Source organism: Jiangella asiatica (assembly GCF_004349065.1).
Classification (GTDB): domain Bacteria; phylum Actinomycetota; class Actinomycetes; order Jiangellales; family Jiangellaceae; genus Jiangella; species Jiangella asiatica.
The window spans coordinates 42,275-61,360 of sequence record NZ_SMKZ01000028.1 but is presented as its reverse complement, the minus strand read 5'-3'; the positions used below and the strand labels follow the sequence as shown (position 1 = coordinate 61,360).

Annotated in this window: 12 protein-coding genes and 3 pseudogenes; 10 read left to right on the top strand and 5 right to left on the bottom strand. The window is 67.6% G+C overall.

Annotation, left to right across the window (positions count from 1 at the left end; all coding sequences use genetic code 11):
• Positions 1 to 103: 103 nt before the first annotated feature.
• Positions 104 to 1,066, bottom strand: coding sequence for a LysR family transcriptional regulator (locus tag E1269_RS19010; protein ID WP_131897377.1), 963 nt, complete (start codon positions 1,064 to 1,066; stop codon positions 104 to 106).
• A gap of 77 nt (positions 1,067 to 1,143) precedes the next feature.
• On the opposite strand from E1269_RS19010, the gene E1269_RS19005 reads away from it, so the two are divergent.
• The 4 genes and pseudogenes from E1269_RS19005 to E1269_RS18990 all read left to right on the top strand — a co-directional run bounded on the left by E1269_RS19005 (position 1,144) and on the right by E1269_RS18990 (position 5,535).
• Positions 1,144 to 2,880: an L-aspartate oxidase gene (locus tag E1269_RS19005; RefSeq protein ID WP_131897423.1), complete on the top strand. Its 1,737-nt coding sequence runs from the start codon at positions 1,144 to 1,146 to the stop codon at positions 2,878 to 2,880.
• A gap of 135 nt (positions 2,881 to 3,015) precedes the next feature.
• Positions 3,016 to 3,371 (top strand): annotated as a pseudogene (locus E1269_RS19000) (hypothetical protein); the annotation flags it as partial.
• Positions 3,372 to 3,779: 408 nt separating this feature from the next.
• Positions 3,780 to 4,283, top strand: a complete 504-nt coding sequence (locus E1269_RS18995) for a pyridoxamine 5'-phosphate oxidase family protein (protein WP_203433883.1) — start codon at positions 3,780 to 3,782, stop codon at positions 4,281 to 4,283.
• A 78-nt stretch (positions 4,284 to 4,361) separates the two neighbouring features.
• Positions 4,362 to 5,535, top strand: a pseudogene (locus E1269_RS18990) (IS3 family transposase).
• A 203-nt stretch (positions 5,536 to 5,738) separates the two neighbouring features.
• Here the strand turns inward: E1269_RS18990 and E1269_RS18985 are convergent.
• The gene (locus E1269_RS18985) at positions 5,739 to 6,005 is read right to left on the bottom strand and encodes a hypothetical protein (RefSeq protein WP_131897375.1); all 267 of its coding nucleotides are present in this window, start codon (positions 6,003 to 6,005) and stop codon (positions 5,739 to 5,741) included.
• Positions 6,006 to 6,047: 42 nt separating this feature from the next.
• On the bottom strand, positions 6,048 to 7,082 hold the full coding sequence (locus tag E1269_RS18980) for a LacI family DNA-binding transcriptional regulator (RefSeq protein ID WP_131897373.1): 1,035 nt from the start codon (positions 7,080 to 7,082) through the stop codon (positions 6,048 to 6,050).
• A gap of 63 nt (positions 7,083 to 7,145) precedes the next feature.
• On the opposite strand from E1269_RS18980, the gene E1269_RS18975 reads away from it, so the two are divergent.
• From E1269_RS18975 to E1269_RS18950, 6 genes are all read left to right on the top strand, one after another.
• Positions 7,146 to 10,988: a DUF8189 domain-containing protein gene (locus tag E1269_RS18975; protein ID WP_131897371.1), complete on the top strand. Its 3,843-nt coding sequence runs from the start codon at positions 7,146 to 7,148 to the stop codon at positions 10,986 to 10,988.
• A 47-nt stretch (positions 10,989 to 11,035) separates the two neighbouring features.
• Entirely contained in the window at positions 11,036 to 12,328 is a 1,293-nt protein-coding gene (locus tag E1269_RS18970) for an ABC transporter substrate-binding protein (RefSeq protein ID WP_162606504.1), read from the top strand.
• 101 nt (positions 12,329 to 12,429) lie between these two features.
• The gene (locus tag E1269_RS18965) at positions 12,430 to 13,290 is read left to right on the top strand and encodes a carbohydrate ABC transporter permease (protein ID WP_131897367.1); all 861 of its coding nucleotides are present in this window, start codon (positions 12,430 to 12,432) and stop codon (positions 13,288 to 13,290) included.
• Between the two features lie 133 nt (positions 13,291 to 13,423).
• The gene (locus E1269_RS18960; protein WP_162606503.1) at positions 13,424 to 14,254 is read left to right on the top strand and encodes a carbohydrate ABC transporter permease; all 831 of its coding nucleotides are present in this window, start codon (positions 13,424 to 13,426) and stop codon (positions 14,252 to 14,254) included.
• Positions 14,251 to 16,224 carry a DUF5107 domain-containing protein gene (locus E1269_RS18955; RefSeq protein WP_131897363.1) on the top strand — a complete coding sequence of 658 codons (1,974 nt, stop codon included), beginning with the start codon at positions 14,251 to 14,253 and terminating at the stop codon, positions 16,222 to 16,224. The genes E1269_RS18960 and E1269_RS18955 overlap by 4 nt, the downstream gene beginning before the upstream one ends.
• 35 nt (positions 16,225 to 16,259) lie before the next feature.
• On the top strand, positions 16,260 to 17,366 hold the full coding sequence (locus E1269_RS18950) for a glycoside hydrolase family 172 protein (RefSeq protein WP_131897361.1): 1,107 nt from the start codon (positions 16,260 to 16,262) through the stop codon (positions 17,364 to 17,366).
• Between the two features lie 287 nt (positions 17,367 to 17,653).
• Here E1269_RS18950 and E1269_RS18945 read toward each other — a convergent pair.
• Both E1269_RS18945 and E1269_RS18940 read right to left on the bottom strand, forming a co-directional pair.
• Positions 17,654 to 17,848: pseudogene (locus E1269_RS18945) on the bottom strand (helix-turn-helix domain-containing protein); the annotation flags it as partial.
• A 496-nt stretch (positions 17,849 to 18,344) separates the two neighbouring features.
• The gene (locus tag E1269_RS18940; protein WP_131897359.1) at positions 18,345 to 18,527 is read right to left on the bottom strand and encodes a hypothetical protein; all 183 of its coding nucleotides are present in this window, start codon (positions 18,525 to 18,527) and stop codon (positions 18,345 to 18,347) included.
• Between the last annotated feature and the right edge of the window lie 559 nt (positions 18,528 to 19,086).

Below are 19,086 nucleotides of genomic sequence, written 5' to 3'. Positions count from 1 at the left end.
GTGACCTGACCATTCATGAAGCCACCCCTTTCTTGCGCGGAGGCTTTGTATGCACAGGTATACGGGCTCCCCTGGATTGTGGCAAGGCGCTGACCGGCGTCAGTCAGGGGGCGATGGGCGGCACCTCGAGGGCCCGGGTCATGAGGCGTGTGGTCGCCGGGCCGCGTGACGCAAGCGCTTCGGCCGTGGCGACGATCACCTGCCGCATCGCCTTGGCCGCCCGGGTGGGGGTGACGTCGGATCGGTGGGCCAGGCTGACGGTGCGGGTCAGCCTCGGGCTCGTGAGGCGCACCGAACGCAGTCCCGGTCGGTCGAGCAGGACCATCGCGGGGACGACGGCGACGCCCAAGCCGCGCTCGACGAAGCGCAGCACCGCGTCCATCTCGGCCCCTTCGAGCACGACCGACGGCGTGAGCCCGGCGGCCCGGAACGCCGTCTCCGTCGCCGCGCGCAGGTCGTAGCTCTCGTGGAAGGCGATCTGGGGGAGCCGGGCCAGCTCCGGCAGGCCGATGGTCGACCGCGTGGTGACCGGCGGGCGGGTGGCGGAGGAGATGACCACCAGCTCCTCGGTCAGCAGGGGAGTGCGGGTGAGGCTCGCGCCGGCTACCGGCGGTCCCTCCGACGCGGTGATGAGCGCGAGGTCGAGCGCACCGCCGGCCAGCTCGTCTATCAGCGCGCGCGAGCCGCCCTCCGTCAGGTGCAGGTCGATGCCCGGATGCGCGCCGTGGAAGGCGCTGACCGCCTCGGCGACCAGGCTGATGCACAGGGTGGGCGTGGCGCCCAGCCGGACCCGCCCGCGCCGCAGCCCGGCGAGCTCGGCCATCTCGCGGCGCACGGAATCGGCGTCGGCGAGCATGCGCCGGGCCAGCGGCAGCAGCGCCTCGCCGGCCGCGGTGAGCGCGATGTGGCCGCGGGCGCGGTGGAACAGCTCCGCGCCGAGCTCGTGCTCCAACGTCGAGATCTGCCGACTGAGCGAGGGCTGGGCCAGGTGCAGGTGCTCCGCGGCACGCGTGAAGTGGCCGAGCCGGGCGACCTCGACGAAGCCGCGCAGCTGCTCGAGAGTCATGTCCATAGCGTAACGGCATGAACATGAGACGCACAATGCATTGGAGTAATCAGCCGAGCGCACCTAGCGTGGAAGGCATGAGCGGATCGACCAGCGAACGGCAGCTGTCCACCACGGTGCTCGTGATCGGCACGGGAGGGTCGGGACTGCGGGCGGCCATCGAGGTCGCCGAGCAGGGCGTCGACGTGCTCGCTGTCGGCAAACGGCCAAGCCATGACGCCCACACCGCGCTCGCGGCAGGCGGGATCAACGCGGCGCTCGCCACGATGGACGCCGAGGACAGCTGGCAGCAGCACGCCGCCGACACGATCAAGGAGAGCTACTTCCTCGCCAACCCGCACACGGTCGAGATCGTCGCGCGGGGCGCCGAGCGCGGGATCCGCGACCTCGAACGCTATGGGATGGCCTTCGCTCGCGAGGCGGACGGCCGCATCTCGCAGCGCTTCTTCGGGGCGCACACCTACCGGCGCACCGCGTTCGCCGGGGACTACACGGGGCTGGAACTCCAGCGCACGCTGGTGAGCCGCACCGAGCAGCTGGGCATCCCGATCCTCGACACCGTGTACGTCACCCGCATCCTCGTCCGCGACAACGTCGTCTTCGGCGCGTACGGCTTCGACCTTCGCGACGGCACGCGGTACCTCATCCATGCCGACGCCGTGATCCTCGCGGCCGGCGGCCACACCCGGATCTGGCGCCGCACCTCCTCCCGCCGCGACGAGAACACCGGCGACTCGTTCCGGCTCGCCGTCGAGGCGGGCGCGCGGTTGCGCGATCCCGAGCTCGTGCAGTTCCACCCCTCCGGCATCATCGAACCCGAGAACGCGGCGGGCACGCTCATCTCCGAGGCCGCCCGCGGCGAGGGCGGCATCCTCCGCAACGCCCTCGGGGAGCGGTTCATGCAGCGGTACGACTCCGAGCGCATGGAGCTGTCGACCCGTGACCGGGTCGCGCTCGCCGCGTACAGCGAGATCAAGGAGGGACGCGGCACCGAGAAGGGAGGCGTCTGGCTGGACGTGTCGCACCTGCCGCGGGAGACGATCATGACCCGGCTGCCGCGCGTCTATCAGACGATGCTCGAGTACCAGATGCTCGACATCACGACCGACCCGATCGAGGTCGCGCCGACCGCGCACTACTCGATGGGCGGCGTCTGGGTCCGGCCCGAGGACCACGGCACCGACGTCGACGGCCTCTACGCGATCGGCGAGGCTTCCAGCGGGCTGCACGGCGCCAACCGGCTCGGCGGCAACTCGTTGATCGAGCTGCTCGTCTTCGGACGGATCGTGGGCCAGGCTGCCGTCGCGCACTCTGCGGGCCTCGATGCCCAGCGCCGCTCGCCCGAGGCGGTGAGCGAGGCCCGCGCCGAGATCGACGATCTCCTGGCCGCCGACGGACGCGAGAACGTGCGCGCCCTGCAGCGATCGATCCGCAACACCATGACCGAGCACGCCGGCGTCGTCCGCGACGAGACCGGCCTCCGTGCGGGGATCGCCGAGCTCGAGCGGATCGAGGCGCGGATGAGCGACGTCGGCATCCATCCCGACATCGCCGGATTCCAGGACCTCGCCCACGCCTTCGACCTAAAGGCCTCCGCGTTGGCCGCCCGGGCGACGCTCGAAGCAGCGCTCGAGCGCCGCGAGACACGCGGATGCCACAACCGCAGCGACTATCCCGAGCTCGACCCCGCGCTCCGCGTCAACCTCGTGTGGTCACCCACCGCGGGGGTCGTCCGCGAGGAGATCCCACCGGTGCCCACCGTGATAGCCGGCCTCATCCAGGAGGTCTCCACCGAGGGAAAGCTCGTCGAGTAGTCACCGGTTCATCAGGGGCGAATCGGATCGGCCTCGAGAACGACGAAGCGGCAGGCCCGCAAGGGACTCCGCCGCTGGTCACTGGTGGTGCGCCATCAGGGACTCCAACCCCGAACCCGCCGGCGCGCAGATCGAGCCAAGGCCGCCGACAAGGCTCGCAAGCATGCCCCCGACAAGGAACGCCGCCGTGGGATCGCACCGGCACCAGCGATGAGCAGGCCGTCACCGACGCCGGCCGGAAGGCTGCTGCGGCAGCGCGGCCCAAGCCCAGAGCGCAGGCCAACTTCACCGATCCGACTGGCGGATCATGAAGAACAGTGACGGCGCCTATATCCAGGCATGCAACGCGCAGGCCGTCGTTGACGGGGAACACCAGGTCATCACCGCCGCCAACGTGGCGGGCAACCTTTCGGACGCACTGAACTACCCTGATGCTCGACCAGCCAGCACAGAACAACGGCGCCCATCCCCGGCAGGCGCTGGCCGCGGCCACCACCACACCGCCTGCCTCGGCGCGTTCCTCGACGCCCTGCAGTTCACCGCAGCCGGCCACCGACACGGCGAAGTCCTGGCCCGGCCAGCCGACCCCTGACCCCTGAGAAAGATCAACAAGTGGGGCCAAAACTCGTTCCAACAACACCTGTCGACCCGCCCAGAGTAGGGGGCCAAAACTCATCCAAGGGTGGGGCCAGAACTCACCGGAGAAATCAACCAGCGCCGCCTAAAGCGTGGTCACGTCACGACGTGGGCGGCACTCGTAGGAGTCAAGATGTCGACCTGCGGCGGCGGGCCCCGTTCAGGATTGCCAGTGATATGTCGAGTCGAGCGGTACGTCGTTCGTCTCAGAGGTAGAAGTCCTCCGCAGGGGGAACCAACCTACGTATATGTGAGGAAACGCTGTGCTCCCTGACGCAGAAATCACCTCGATACCCGTGCCGCGCGGTTTGGCCGAGCGGCGGACCTATGCTCGCCGGCGGCTGGAGTCTGGCTTCCAGATGTGGCTGGCCACCGCCAGCGACGGTCGGGGCGCGCACATGATCCCAGTCGCCTACGTCTGGGATGGTTCGGCCCTGTACACCGCGACGTTTACCAAGAGCAGGACTGTTGCCAACATCAAATCCAATACGCAAGCCAGGGTCGCTGTCGGTGACACCACGGACGTCGTCATGGTCGACACCGGCGCTTCGCTGATCGATGTCCCCGACATTAGCGTTGACATCGCCGAGCGATACGCCAAGGTGTCCACGGACCCGCGTACCCGCCCGGCTGGCATGTTCGTCTTCCTGCGTCTGCAACCCAGCCGCATCCAGGTTTGGAACGGTGTCCACGAATTCGTCGGCCGTACGGTCATGAGAGACGGCCGATGGCTGGATCGCTCCATCGACCGGCACGACAAACCTTGACGATAGAAGGGGTCTGCTGCACGAGTGGGTGACACCTGATCTGTGGTGCCGCGTGGTGCCGCTGAGAGGATGTCGAACGTGCCCAGACCCCATCCCAAGGAGTTCCGCGACGACGTCGTGGCCGTGGCCCGTCGTGGTGCGGCTCCGATCGCGCAGATCGCGAAGGACTTCGGGATCAGCGAGTCGTGTCTGCGTAACTGGTTGCATGCTGCCGATGTGGAGGACGGGCACCGGCCCGGGACGACCGCGTCGGAGTCGGCAGAGTTGCGCGAGTTGAGGCGCCGTAACCGGCTGCTGGAGCAGGAGAATGAGGTCCTGCGCCGCGCCGCCGCCTATTTCGCCCAGGCACACCTGCCGGGAAAATGATCTATCCGCTGGTCCGTGATCTTGCCGCCGCCGACGCCGCTGTCCGGGTGCCGGTCGCGGTGACCTGCCGGGTCCTGAAACTCGCCCGCCAGCCCCACTACCGGTGGCTCACCCAGCCGGTCACGGCCCGTGAACTGGCGCAGGCGTATCTGGCCAACGCGTTGTTCGACGCCCACCGCGACGACCCGGAGTTCGGTTACCGGCTGCTGCGTGACGAGGCCGCGACGCCGATCACGTCGCGTGCGACCGGACGATGTGGCGGATCTGCGCCGCCGGCGGCTGGTGGAGCGTGTTCGGCAAGAAGCGCGGCACGAACGGCAAACGCCCCGGACCGCCCTCGCACGACGACCTCGTGCGCCGGGACTTCACCGCGGACCGGCCGAACGAGCTATGGCTGACCGACATCACCGAACACCCCACCGGTGAGGGCAAGCTCTACCTGTGCGCGGTCAAGGACGTGTACTCGAACCCGATCGTGGGCTACTCGATCAGCAACCGGATGAAGTCGGACTTGGCCGTCGACGCCCGGGCCAGCGCCGTGACGCGCCGCGGCGGTGACGTGGCCGGCTGCATCGTGCACTCCGATCGCGGGTCGCAGTTCCGGTCCCGGCGGTTCCTGCGCGAGCTGGCCCGCCACGACCTGATCGGATCGATGGGCCAGGTCGCCTCCGCCGGCGACAACGCCGCCATGGAGTCGTTCTTCTCGCTGCTGCAGAAGAACGTCCTGGACACGCGACGCTGGGCCACCCGCCACGAACTACGCATCGCGATCATCACCTGGATCGAACGCACCTACCACCGACGCCGCCGCCAAGCCCGCCTCGGACGCCTCACCCCGATCGAGTACGAGACCATCAACACCACTCAGGTCGCACTCGCCGCCTGAGACCCGCTGTCACCTATCCGTGCGGCAGACCCGAGCACGTCCAGCGTGTCTCTGTCGTCACCGGATCGCGTCATGCCTGCACCATGCCACGCCGGGCTGGGTGTCTGGGAACACGGCCGAGGGTCAGCACGCCGAGTTCGATCTCGTCGCGGATGGGCCGGACTGCGGTGAGGTCCTGGCCGGCGGGGTCGTCGGGGCTCCAGTCATGGCGTTTGCCGGGCAACCAGCGGTTCGACCTGTTCACCGTCGCACCTGAGCAGGTCCTGGCAAGCACCGGATTCACCGCTGGCCGAGCTCAACGACACCGAGCGTTCGCTCACCGTCATCATCGCCGACGACGCCGCCTTCCGGGCATCACTGGAGCGGCTGATGCCGGGCAGCGCGCCGAACGAGAAAGTGGTGGCGTCGGCTCGCCGGCGGCCAGCCAGGCCGTCGCCCGGAACCGGACGGCTGGTGGAGCCGACGAACACCGGCCGGTGGTGTGAGCGAAACGGGTGATCCTCAGCCCGCGCTCACTGGTCGGTGGCGGTGGACGCTCGGATCACGAGGCGGTGTGGGATCGTGGTGGTTTGCGGCTGCTGGTTCCTATTGGAGAGACGGGCGACGATGCGGTCGACAGCGGCATGTGCGATCGCTTGCTTGTCCGGTGCGATGCTGGACAGCGCGGGTGTGATCTGTGCCGACACATCGAGGTCGTCGAATCCGATGACGGCGACGTCCCGGGGGATGCGATGGTCGGCTGCGAGAAGTACGCGCATCGCGCCGTAGGCGAGCAGATCTGTGTAGCAGAAGACGGCGTCCGGCGGTTCGGGGAGTGCCAGGAGCACGCGCATCGCCTCAGCGCCGTCCTCGGAAAGCCGGGCGCCGCCGATCGGAACCACGAAGCGTGGATCGGGTTCGATGTCCGCCGCGGCCAGGGCTGCCCGATACCCGTTCAGCCGTTCGTCTTCGGCGAGATCCTGATGGGCACCGAGAAGAGCTATGCGGCGCCGGCCCAGGCCGAGAAGGTGGTCCGTGGCTTCTCGTGCCGCGCTGGTGTTGTCGACGACGACATGGTCGAGCTGGGTTCCGAACGCGGCTTCGCCGAGTAGCACGATCGGCGTATCGACGTGCTCGGCGAGCTCCTCCATGTTCGCTCCGGTGATGGCGACCGGGGTGTGGATCACGCCGTCGGCCAGCCGCGGTCCGATCGCGGTGAGGAGTTCGCGTTCGCGTTCCGGCTCGCCTGCTGTTTCGTCGATCAGGACGGTGAATCCTCGCGCACGTGCCGCGGCCACGATGCAGCTTGCCAGCTCAGCGTAGTAGGGGATGGAGATCGCTGGAACTGACAGCGCGATGAAACCGAGGCGTCCCCCCCGCAGGTTCCGCGCGACCGGGTTCGGTCGGTAGTTCAGCTCGGTGATCGCCGCTTCCACGCGCTCGCGGACATTGTCGCTGAGGTAAGGGTGCCCGTGCAGGACGTTGGACACGGTCTTGGTCGACACGCCAGCGCGGGCGGCGACATCTTTGATGCTGGGCCGCTTGCCCCGGCCGGGTGGGCTGCTCACGAACCGGAGCTTAGCTCACCCTTGACACTGCTCTCGCGACCGCTTTAAGGTGACCAAGCTCGTGTGTTACGACGTCGTAATAGGCTTGTTCCGGACTGGTTCGCCTGTAATTCATGCACTTTCGATCATCACTCAGCTGCAGTTCAGTCGGGATCCACGAGGGGATCGGACATGTACACACAGTCTCGTTGGTTGATCGGTCCACTCGTTGGTGCGCTCATCGCGGCGGCCGCCATCGTTGCGCCCGCGTCGTTCGGCGCGAGTTCGGCGTACTCGGCGCCGGACGTGCAGACGATCCCTGCCATGCAGGAGTGGCAACCCGGCGGCGGTTCCTTCACCTACGCTCGCCGGAGCCGGATCGTGGTACCGGAGGACGACGACGCCGTGCGGGCGGTCGCAGAGACGTTCGCCGACGACCTCCAGGCGTTCGACGGCCGGCGGCCTGACATCACCACTGACGAGCCGCATGACGGTGACCTGGTCCTGATGCGCTCCGCGCCCGACGACCAGCTCGGCAACGAAGGCTACCTACTGAGTGTGAGCGAGACGCTGGTCATCTCGGCTCCGACCGATGCCGGTGTCTTCTACGGGACGCGCTCCGTCCTGCAGCTGCTGAGTCAATCGACCAGAATACCGGGCGGCACGGCGCGAGATTGGCCGGAGCGTTCCGTGCGTGGGCTCCTGGTCGACAACACGCCGCGGCATTTCTCGATCGAGTGGTGGACGAACGCGATCCGGCAGATGTCGTACTTCAAGCTGAACGAGACGCACATGTACGTCGACGGAAACGGCCTCACACGCGAGGAGATGGCCGCCGTCGATGCGATTGCGCAGCGCTACCACGTCACGCTGGTTCCTCAGCTCAACATGCCCGGGCACATGAACCAGGTGCTGCCATCCCATCCCGAGTATCAGTTGCGCAATACCGACGGCACCCTCAACCCGATTGCGCTCGACCTGACCAACCCGGAAGCCCGGCGGTGGGCGATCGACCTAGCCTTGTCGTACGCCGAGGTGTTCTCGTCGCCGATCTGGCACATGGGATCCGACGAGTACCCCGCATACCCCGGCGTGATGGATCATCCTCAGCTGCAGGCCTACGCGAAGGAGCAGTTCGGCCCGGCGGCTACCGCCCATGACCTCTTCGCGTCGTTCCAGAATGAGATGAACGATGCCGTCCGCGCCACTGGGCGCACCATGCGGGTGTGGAACGACATGATCCGCGATTCCGACATCGTGCAGTTGGACCCGAGCGTCCAGGTGGAGTACTGGATACAGGACGCGGGAATGACCGGACTGCTCGGCATCAACGAGCTCATTGCCCGTGGACACGATGTCATCAACGCCGACATCGGTCACCTCTATTACGACCAGTCCCGGCGCAACCTCGATCCGCAGGAGATGTACGAACAGTTCACGGTCGACGGCTTCGCCGGCGGACAGAACGTCACAGGTGAAGGGCGACAGCACGTCCTCGGGGCCCAGATCGCCGTGTGGCTGGCATGGATCAACACTCCGATGGAGAGTGACGTCGAGGTCCTGCGCAACCTGGACCAGTCGATGTGGGTCCTGGCCCAGGCCACGTGGGGATCGCCGCGAGCGATGCAGTCCTACGACGAGTTCCGCGAGATCGCAGAACACATCGGCGCGGCCCCTGGGTACCAGTACCTCGGCGGTGACGTGACCGGTGACCCGGTGATGGTGACCGACGAGACCGGCCGCATGCACTACTTCGTCACCACTGCCGAGCACGAGCTGATCACCGGGGTGCAGGACGAACCGGGACTCGGCCCGTGGAGTAGGACCACGATCGCCTCGAACGTCAAGGACAAGCCGTCAGTCGCTGTCGGCGACGATGGTCGTCTCGACGTCGTGGTGCGTACGATGACTGACGGGCTGCTCCATGCCTGGCAACCGGACGGTGACGAGTGGGCCACGTCCGACGTCGGCGTCCACGTGTCGATGGCGCCCGTCTTGTTCGCCGGTGCCGACGGATCCATCAACGCCCTGACCGTCGACGGCCCACGTGGCGCGTTGATGCACTCGCGACTCGCCGTCCCCGGCGAGGACGAGTGGACCACCACTCCGATCGCGAACGCCGTCGGCGGACAGCCGGACGTCGCTCTGGACGGCGACGGTACCGCGCACGTCCTGGCCCGGCTCATGAACGGCCGCATGGTGCACGCCTGGCTTCCGCCGGGTGGCCAGTGGCAGAACGTCGCGCTCCGCGGGCAGCGTATGTCCGGTGATCCCGTGCTACAGACCGCCGCAGAGACGCTGCACTATTTCGTCACAGCCGACTCGGGCGCCCTGGTCCACGGCTGGCTGGGATCGGACGGCGCGTGGGAGCAGGCCGAACTCGCTGACGACGTCGAGGGAGTCCCCGCGACGTCGCTGAGCGACGACGGCCGCGTCGTCGTCGCCTACCGCACGTCGTCGGGCTCCTTGGTCGTGCAGCGACGATCGGCCACGGACGCCGCCTCGTGGGAGCAGGCCACCGTGGCGCAAGGGGTGGCCGGAGACCCGGCGCTCGTGCAGGACGGCGACGGCGATCACATCGTGTTCGCCCGCACCGCCAACCATGCGCTGGTGAAGGCCGAACAGAATGTGTCGACCGTGACCGACGACGGGCGCGCGTTCACAGGTCACAGCCAGTTCACGGTCGCCATCGATCCGGACAACGAGGGTGTGCGGCTGACACGACGCCTCGACGCCTGTATCGCCGGGCAGCGCGCGCGGATTCTCGTCGATGGCGAGGTGGTGGCCGAGTGGGGGCCGGCGGCGCAGAACTGCACTGATCGCTGGGCCGACCAGGCCGTGGTGCTACCTGCATCGGCCACCGCCGGAAAGTCCGAGATCACGATCCGCAACGAGTTCGCCGATGGCTGGCCGGACTTCAACGAGTTCAGGTACTGGGTCGACTCGCTGGTCGCGGGTGAGCCCGTGCGTACCGACACCGTCGATGTCGGGACTGGTCAGGAGGCGCGCACCAGCGAAGCCGAGCACGGCTACCTGATCGAGGGGCAGACCTTCGACGGCACACGCACGTTCACCTACCCGGAGGGGGGCGGCGGGCCAGACGATGACGCGTGGACGTTCACGGCTCAGTTGATGGCCGAATCCGTCGCCGGCAGCCCAGCAGTCGCCAACGACGCCGGGGACCGCGCGGCGTGGACGATGCGCACGAGCTATGGTGACCTGCAGGTGGGCACGCAGATCGCGGCCGAATCCGGGTGGATGTGGTGGCGCGACTTCCTCATCGGGTCTGTCGCCGCCCCGAACGACACGCTCGAGCCGTCGTCGGCGAACATGCCGAACGTGCTGCTCGACGATGCGTTCGACACGGACACGGCCGGCGAGTACACCGTGCTCAAGCCCACCGATGGGGAAGCGGCACCGGCACCGACGGTTGCGGACGGGCTGCTGTCGGTCGGTACCGATGGCCCGTTCTTCTCCGTCATGAAGTCGTCCGTGGCCGCGACCGGCTCCACCACCGCCCTGATCGTGGACACCGAGCGATTCCTGGAGCACCGCACGCCGTGGGAGAACAGCCTGTTCGTCGGGCTTGCCAAGGACTCCACCAACTACGCGATGCTCTGGTACAACCACCAGCAGCAACGCCTCGGGTTCGACGTCCTCACCGACGGGCACCGCGCCAGCAGCTGGGGCGAGGTTCCGGTCCGTCTCGATGAGGGCGACCAGCTCGCCGTGGTGTTCGCCGGCCGCTGGATGACCGCGTACGTCCAGCACGACGGTCAGTGGCAGCGAGTACACGCGGGCGCCGTCAACGGAACCGACGACTTCGCCGATCCAGACCAGCGCGGCCAGTACCACTATGCCGTGGGGCTGCGGGGCGATAGCGGGACGATCTTGATCGACGGGATACGCGCTGTGAGTGCCGAATGATCGGCAACTGAGCAATGACCCAGAGGAAGATCAGTTCGGAGACAACCATGACCAGGAAGTACCTGACCACGCTGGTAGGCGTCTGCCTGCTACTGACGGGGGCGTGTTCCTCGGCCGAGGGCGGGGATGGCGGTGACGACACGATCACCTACTGGTCGCAGTGGGAGAAGGACGAGCCACAGGCCGCCGTCCTCGAGGACGCGATCGAGTCCTTCACCGCCGAGACCGGCATCGAGGTCGAGGTCGAGTGGCAGGGCAGGCAGGTGCTGCAGAAGGTCCGGCCGCTGCTGCGCAGTGGTGACGTGCCGGATCTGGTGGACTCGTCGAGCAGCGCCATCCGCGCCACGCTGGTCTCCGCCGACGCGGCCAGAGACCTCAGTGCCGTGTTCGAGGCTGAGGTACCCGGCGAGAACGCGACCGTGGGCGAGGTGCTGGGCGACTACGGGTCGCTCATCACTGCCGATTCGCTCGACGGGCCTTTCATGCTGCCGACCATCACCCTGGCGTACAGCTTCTTCTACGACGGCGCGTCGCATCCAGAACTCGCCGAGTCGCCGCCACAGACGTGGCCGGACTTCATGGCGATGCTCCAGGGCCTGAAGGTCGCGCGCGGCTCCGGCCCGGTCGCCGTCGACGGCGACATCGGCGCCTACCTCGGGGTGTGGACCTCGAACGCGCTGATCAACGAGCTCGGCGAGGGCGGGTTCAGCGAGCTGATCGCCGACGAGACCGGGGAGGCATGGCGCTCGCCCCAGGTAGCCGCCGCGTTGGAGCAGATCGCCCAGCTGCCGGCCGACGACGTCTGGGCGGAGGGTTCGTTCGGGTCCAAGTTCCCGCAGATTCAGGAGCGGTGGGCGGCCGGTGAGTCCGACATTCTGCTGATGGGTTCCTGGGCGCCGCAGGAGACGAAGAACTCGACCACCGGGAACTTCGAGTACCGGCAGTTCGCCTTCCCCGAGGGTTCGGCCGGCCAGTTCACCCAGTCCGACGTCACCGGGTTCGCCATCCCCACGGACGCGGAGCATCCGGAGCAGGCCGAGCAGTTCCTCGCCTGGCTGACGCGTAAAGACGTGATGACGGCGCTGACGCAGGATGCCCTGCAGCTGGTGACCCGGATGGACCTCGAGGCCCCGCCGGACATCGCCGACACCAAGCGGATCATGGAGGAGACCAGCGTCGTCCGGGTGTACGACGGCGTCGACGGTGACTACCCGGGTTACGTCACCGAGGTGTTCGAGCCGATCAACAAGCAGCTGATGACGGGTGAGATCACCCCGGAGACGATGGTGGACCAGCTCGTCAGCGCACAGGCCGACTACTGGGCGCGGCAGGGCCAGTGACCGTGTTCGCCACCGGGGCGCCGGCACCGGCTGAGGCAAGTCGGCCGCTGCCGGCGCCCCGCAAACGGGCCAGTACACCTCTGGAGCGGCGGCGTCGGCGCATGTTCTGGCCGTTCCTGCTGCCCGCGCTGGTCGTCTACACCATCTTCATGATCGCGCCGACGGTGGCGTCGTTCTGGGTGTCGCTGTACTCCTGGGACGGCATCGGCGAGATGAAGTGGCGCGGCCTGGGGAACTTCGAACTCCTGTGGCGCGACGAGGTGTTCCACTCGGCACTGTGGAACACCTTCGTCATCCTGGTGGGGGTCGGGCTGGCGGTGTTCGCGTTCAGCTTCGCCCTGACGATGGTGCTGCGGGACATGGCCGGAAAGCGGTTCGCCCGCGCGGTTCTGTTCTTTCCATCGATCGTCTCGCCGATCGTGCTGGCGATCTTCTGGGGCTTCCTGTTCCAGCAGCGCGGCCTGCTCGACAGCTTCTTGCACGGCGTGGGATTCAGCTCCACCCCGAACCTGCTGGGCGAGCATCTGTGGCTGATCGTGTGCATGGGCATGATCTGGATGAGCACCGGGCTCTACGTCACGATCATCATGGCCGGCGTCGACCAGATCCCGCCGTACCTGTACGAGGAGTGTGAACTTGCCGGGGCGTCGGCCTGGCAGCGCTTCCGGTACGTCACCTTCCCTCTCACCTGGGACGTGATCTCCACCGCCATGGTGCTGTGGACGGTGAGTTCACTGAAGATCTTCGACTTCATCCTCGCCTTCGGCGGAACGACGAACGATCTCCCACCGGTCGGGGTCTGGAACACGGCGCTGTTCGTGTACGGCAAGACCTTCGGCGGCCGGGCACCGACATATCAGCTGGGATACGCCTCGGCATCGGCCGCCGTCACGTTGATCGCCATCATCGTGCTGGTCGCCCTACTCCGCAGACTCAACTCACGCGATGCCGTCCAGCTCTAGCCGCGACGGCTCGGCCCCATGATGAACCCCCTACGATCTTGAGAGGATGTCGATGTCCCTCAGCGGCGTCGTTGCTCCCGAGAAGCCGAACCCACGGAAGATGGGTGTGTTCCGGCACAGCCGCTCGGCTCGCATGAGGACCTCTCCGGGCCGCAAGGTCGCCAATCTGCTGGTGTGGCTCCTGGTCGCGTTCAACCTGGCCATCTTCGCCTGGATGTTCGTCAACTCCGTGCGGACGCACTCGGAGATCTTCGCCAATCCGTGGAGCCTGCCGGCCGCGCTGCACCTCGAGAACTACGCCAACGCCTGGGTGACGTCCGGCTTCGGCAACGCCATCCTGAACTCGGTGATCGTCTGTGCGACATCGGCCGTCGCCATCATCGCGCTGTCGGCTCCGGCCGCCTACATCCTGGCGAAGACCAATACCCGGATGTCGGAGACGATGCTGCTCTACATCGCTGTCGGCATCGGTGTGCCCGTCCAGGTCATCGTGATTCCGCTGTTCGTCGTCGTGGAGAACCTGAACCTGCTGAATTCCTTACAGGGTCTGATCGTGGTCTACGTCGGCCTGAACCTGCCGTTCACCATTTTCCTGCTCGCCGGCTTCTTCCGGTCGATTCCGGACGAACTCGAGGAAGCCGCGTCCCTCGACGGCGCCGGCACGTTCGCGGCCTTCTTCCGGATCGTCCTGCCGCTGGCACGTTCGGGAATGGTCACCGCGCTGATCCTCAACCTCGTCTGGCTCTGGGCCGAAACCTTCATCGCGCTGGTACTGATCCAGAGCACGGACCATGAGACGCTGCCGCTGGCGCTGCTGAACTTCATGGCGAAACAGCAGTATGCCGGCGCCGACTACGGCCAGCTGATGGCCGGGGTGTGCATCATCCTGCTCCCGGTGCTCGCCGCCTACATCTGGCTGGGTCGCCGGATCATCGAGGGCATGACGGTCGGAGCCAACAAGTGACGCGCCGGCATCTGGTGGCCGAGCGCGGCGCCAGCGTGCTCCGCGTCACCACGATGCGGCTGCCGTGCGCACCGGTCCCCCCGGACGATCCGGTCCCGCTGGTCGACCGGACGCTCGAGGCGCCGTTCGAACTCACCGACGACCTGCCGGACCGGATCCGTGAGGGTGCCTCGTTCGGCTGGCCCAGGTCGATGCACCCGTACCTGATGCAGAACTGGTACGGCCGCGATCGGGTGGACACCGATCTCACGTGTGTGGTCCTGGAGAACGAGCACCTGCGCGCGACGTTCCTGCCCCAGCTGGGTGGCAGGCTCTGGTCGTTGACCGACGTCGGCACCGGGCGCGAGCTTCTCTACCGCAACCCGGTCGTGCAACCGGCCAACCTCGCCCTGCGCAATGCCTGGTTCGCCGGCGGCGTGGAGTGGAACATCGGCACCAGGGGCCACAGCCCACACACCGTGTCGCCCATGCACGCCGCTTCGGTGGCCGGCGCGGACGGTGTGCCCAGCCTGCGGATGTGGGAGTTCGAACGGTTGCGCCGGGTGGTGTACCAGGTCGACGCCCGGCTTGCCCCCGGCTCGAGGGCGCTGGTCGTCCACGTCAGGATCCAGAACCCGAACGACGAAGCCGTTCCCATGTACTGGTGGTCCAACGCCGCAGTACCGGAGCGGCCGGACGTGCGGGTCATCGTTCCCGCGACCCACGCCTACGCCACCTCCTACGACGGCACTGTCCGGGAGGTTCCGGTGCCCGGGCACTCCCCGGCCGACCGCACCCGGCCGTCGCAGAGCGCGCACGCCGCCGACCACTTCTTCGTGCTGGACCGACCCCGGCCGTGGATCGCCGCCGTGGACGCTTCCGGTCACGGTCTGGCGCAGGTGTCGACCAGAAGGCTGCCCGGACGCAAGATGTTCTGCTGGGGCACCGAGGCGGGAGGACGCCGCTGGCAGCGCTGGCTGTCGCCTGAGGGCGGGAACTACCTGGAGATCCAGGCCGGCCTCGCCGCCACCCAGTTCGAGCATCTCGCGATGCCGGCGGGCGCGACCTGGTCGTGGGTCGAAGCCTACGGAGACGTCGCTGCCGACCCGGCTGTCGTGCACGGCGACGACTGGCACGCCGCCATCGAGCACGTGGACAGCAGAATGGACCGGGTCGCCTCCGCCGAGGCACTGGCCGAGATGCTGGAACAGGCCGAGGCCGATGCCGACGTAGCCCCGAGCACGACCATCTGCACCGGGAGCGGGTGGGGGGCGCTGGAACGGGTGGTCCGCGCCCGCACCGGCCGAGCCTGGATCGACGAGACCGGCGTCCCCTTCTCCATCGGAACGATCGGCCCCGAGCAGCAGCTGTGGCACGATCTTGTCCAAGACCCGGCATCAGCCCGGCGCGCCCTGCTGGACGCGGATCCGCAGGTCCCGCCCCGCTCCTACATGGTCGGCGAGGTCTGGGAGTCGCTGCTGACGCGAGCCGACCCGTCGTGGGCCCGCGACTACCATCTCGGTGTGCTGGCCCATGCCACCGGCGACCTTGCCTTGGCCGGCGCGTACTACCGGTCTTCGCTGGCCCACCGCCCGAGCGCGTGGGCCCTCCGGGGCCTCGGCCGCATCGCCGGTGAGCAGGGAGACCGCACCGTTGCCGCCGACCTGCTCGGCAAGGCCGCGGCGATGACCCCGGCCGAACCCACCCTCGTCGTCGAGGCGATGGCGGCCGCCCTTGACGCCGAAGACGCCGCGGGCGCCCTGCGACTGCTCGACGCCGTGCCCGCGCCCGTGCGGGAACAGGGCCGGATCGCTCTCCTCGAGGCTCGGGCAGCCCTCGCGTGCGGCCGTCGCGACCGGGCGGCGCGGATACTCGACCGCGGCATCGTGATCCCGGACCTGCGGGAGGGTGACACGTCCCTTAGCGACCTCTGGCTCCAGGTCCATCCGGGCGAGCCGGTCCCGGCCGGCTACGACTTCCGGATGCGTTGACCACGACCACAGCGACTCAAGGAGAAGCAACGTCCATGTCGACCCCATGGTTCAACGGCCTGGGCACCCACCTGGGAAACCTCTCCCGGCTGTCCGGCGCTCGCACCCGCTCCATCAGTGCCGAGAATCCCAGCGGCGCACCGGGCGGCGGCGGCCGCGCCGAGCGTGGCACCCATTCGACGGCGTACGCCTCCCGAGAGCTGCCACGCGGCTGGAAGAAGGCGCCATGCATCGATCTGCGCGGCAAGGAGACGTACACGATCGCCGACATCGACGGCCCCGGCGCCGTCCAGCACATCTGGATCACGACGCTGCCGAAGCACTGGCGCCGGATTGTGCTGCGTTGTCACTGGGACGGTGAGGAGAACCCGTCGATCGAGGTCCCGCTCGGCGACTTCTTCTGCCAGGGCTGGACCGTCTATGCGCCGGTCTCCTCCCTCCCAGTGACCGTCGCGCCGGCGGGCGGGCTGAACTGCTACTGGGAGATGCCGTTCCGGCAGCACGCCCGGATCACGGTGGAGAATGTCGGCCCCGACACCATCGAGGGCTTCTTCTACCAGATCACCTACGCGCTGACGGACGTACCGGACGACGCGGCGTACTTGCATGCGCAGTGGCGCCGCAGCGATCCGTTGGAGTATCAGCAGCCCCATGTGCTGCTCGACGGCGTACGGGGTCAGGGCCACTACGTCGGCACGTATCTGGCATGGGAGGCGCACCACACCGGGTGGTGGGGCGAGGGTGAGATCAAGTTCTTCCTTGACGACGACGAGTTCCCAACGATCTGCGGGACAGGAACCGAGGACTACTTCGGTGGTGCCTGGGCCTTCGAGGACCCGCCCGGCCAGTACGCCGCCTACTCGACTCCGTATCTCGGCATGCCCCAGGTGATCCGGCCCGACGGCTTCTACGACAACCAGCCACGCTTCGGGCTCTACCGCTGGCATGTGGCCGACCCGATACGATTCACGTCCGCCCTGCGGGTACAGATCCAGGCGCTCGGCTTCAGGACGCCGACTCAGGGTCAGGAGCGCTACCTGCCGCGCCGTGACGACATCGCCTCCACATCGTGGTGGTACCAGACCGAGCCGCACACACCCTTCCCTGCGTTTCCCGGCATGGACGCGCTCGACACCGTGTGAAGCGCACAGAAGCACAACGGAGGAACGCCTGACGGCCCGCGCGATCTTGCCGGGACCGCTCCCTCCCAGAATGTGCGCGGCAGCGGCCACCCAAGAGGTGAGCGGCGCTCACGTGAGCGCTGGCATGGATCGGGAGTGGAGCGGCGTATGAGCATCGAGACGCTGAGCGAAGGCATGGTCTCCGTGCACGCACGGGATGCGATGAGCGACCGGCTTAGCGCGCGCCCAAGCGAGCGCGCCCCGCGCAGTGGTTCCGAGCCCACCGCGGGGAAGCGCCAGGAGCGTGGCTCTCGGATGCGCGGCTCGACCCCGTCCACGATCGAACCGGCAGCCTTGCGCTGGTACTTCGGCGGCGCATCCGACGCGATCGCCGCGCGCACCGTGTTCCTCGAAATACCCAACACCCGAGCGATCACCTTGATCGGCAAACCCTCCGCCCGATGAAGCCTGCGGATCTCAGCCCAGTCCTCCACGGATAACACCCCTGTCCTCCCCGGCTCGGATGAACCAGGGTCCCCGGAGAGGGGGTCAATATTCGGGCGTCGACACGGGGTCATTTTTCACGCGTCGCCGACAGAGATCTGAGCCCTGGGCCGTTCGGCAAGACACCTGACCCGTACGCTAGTGGCTCCCGGAGCCAGTAAGCCCAGTGACGCGGATTCGCCGCTCCATGCTTGTGACGCCCCGAGGTCAACGGGCGGAAGTTCTTTCGAACGACAGTGAACTCTTCTAGGCGGTCGCCCTGCCCGCGAACCTGCAACGTCAGGCGCGCCACTCCCGCGGTTGCTGCTCCACTACCGCCACGAATCGGACTCTCATGCACCGACACCACGCGGCCCATGTTCGCCCCGATCAGGCTCGTAACCACCGACTGCGGAACCGCAACAGACACTCCCGCAGCTTTCCAGTTGAATCGCTGAATTCTCAAGGTCATTTCACCACCGACCGACCCACAATGCCGACTGCCGACGGTCGCCACTACGCGATCGCTTTGCTTCCCACATGTCGAGCCGCGACTGGCTGACGCTCGACCACCGATGCTGCACCAAGGCCAAGCTCGACCTCCCACGCCGCCAGCAGTCGACCGTGACGGGTGCGCGCTGTGGAACGGTTGGCGTTGTCGGGCGTGAGATCGTTGTCGATCTCACGCTTGACCGGCACTAGGCAATTGGATCCTCGCCGTCACGAGAGCCCGTTTGAACAACGGTCCGAGCACCTACAGCCGGTGGCAGGGCCTCGAGTCGTCAGCTTCGTCATATCTGCACACGTCCCACACCGCTGTCAGCCGCGGCTGGTTGTCGATTACGACGAGTGCGTCACGGGTGGGACGACGAGTCGGGGGTGATCTGCTGCCACTGACTTCCCGTCAGGCGGCGTCACCGTGACGACATGGCCGATGCGCAACGCGCAAAGCCGGCAGGCCAGGGCGTCGGCCAGGGCTAGCGCACGGGACGACAACATACGGAATCGCATTCCATGTCAAGCGTTCCGGGCTCTCAGGCTCGGTGGCGCGCCGCCTGCTCGCTGGCGCGGCGCGTACCAGGCCGACTCGCAGGCCATCGTGCATGGAGTAGCACCTGACGGGGGCAGATAGGCGACTGCCGTCACGTCCTCCGGCGCACCTGTCAGCCACCACATGACCCGAACGGCACAGTCGCCCGCACCCGCATGTACAGACGGACCCTTTGGGCGCTTGCACGGAACGAGGTCGGTGCCGCCT

Coding starts and splice junctions, on each gene's coding strand:
- E1269_RS18965 (WP_131897367.1), top strand. CDS start 12,430: ATGTTCTGGCCGTTCCTGCTGCCCGCGCTGGTCGTCTACACCATCTTC.
- E1269_RS18960 (WP_162606503.1), top strand. CDS start 13,424: ATGAGGACCTCTCCGGGCCGCAAGGTCGCCAATCTGCTGGTGTGGCTC.
- E1269_RS19010 (WP_131897377.1), bottom strand. CDS start 1,066: ATGACTCTCGAGCAGCTGCGCGGCTTCGTCGAGGTCGCCCGGCTCGGC.
- E1269_RS18950 (WP_131897361.1), top strand. CDS start 16,260: ATGTCGACCCCATGGTTCAACGGCCTGGGCACCCACCTGGGAAACCTC.
- E1269_RS19005 (WP_131897423.1), top strand. CDS start 1,144: ATGAGCGGATCGACCAGCGAACGGCAGCTGTCCACCACGGTGCTCGTG.
- E1269_RS18970 (WP_162606504.1), top strand. CDS start 11,036: ATGACCAGGAAGTACCTGACCACGCTGGTAGGCGTCTGCCTGCTACTG.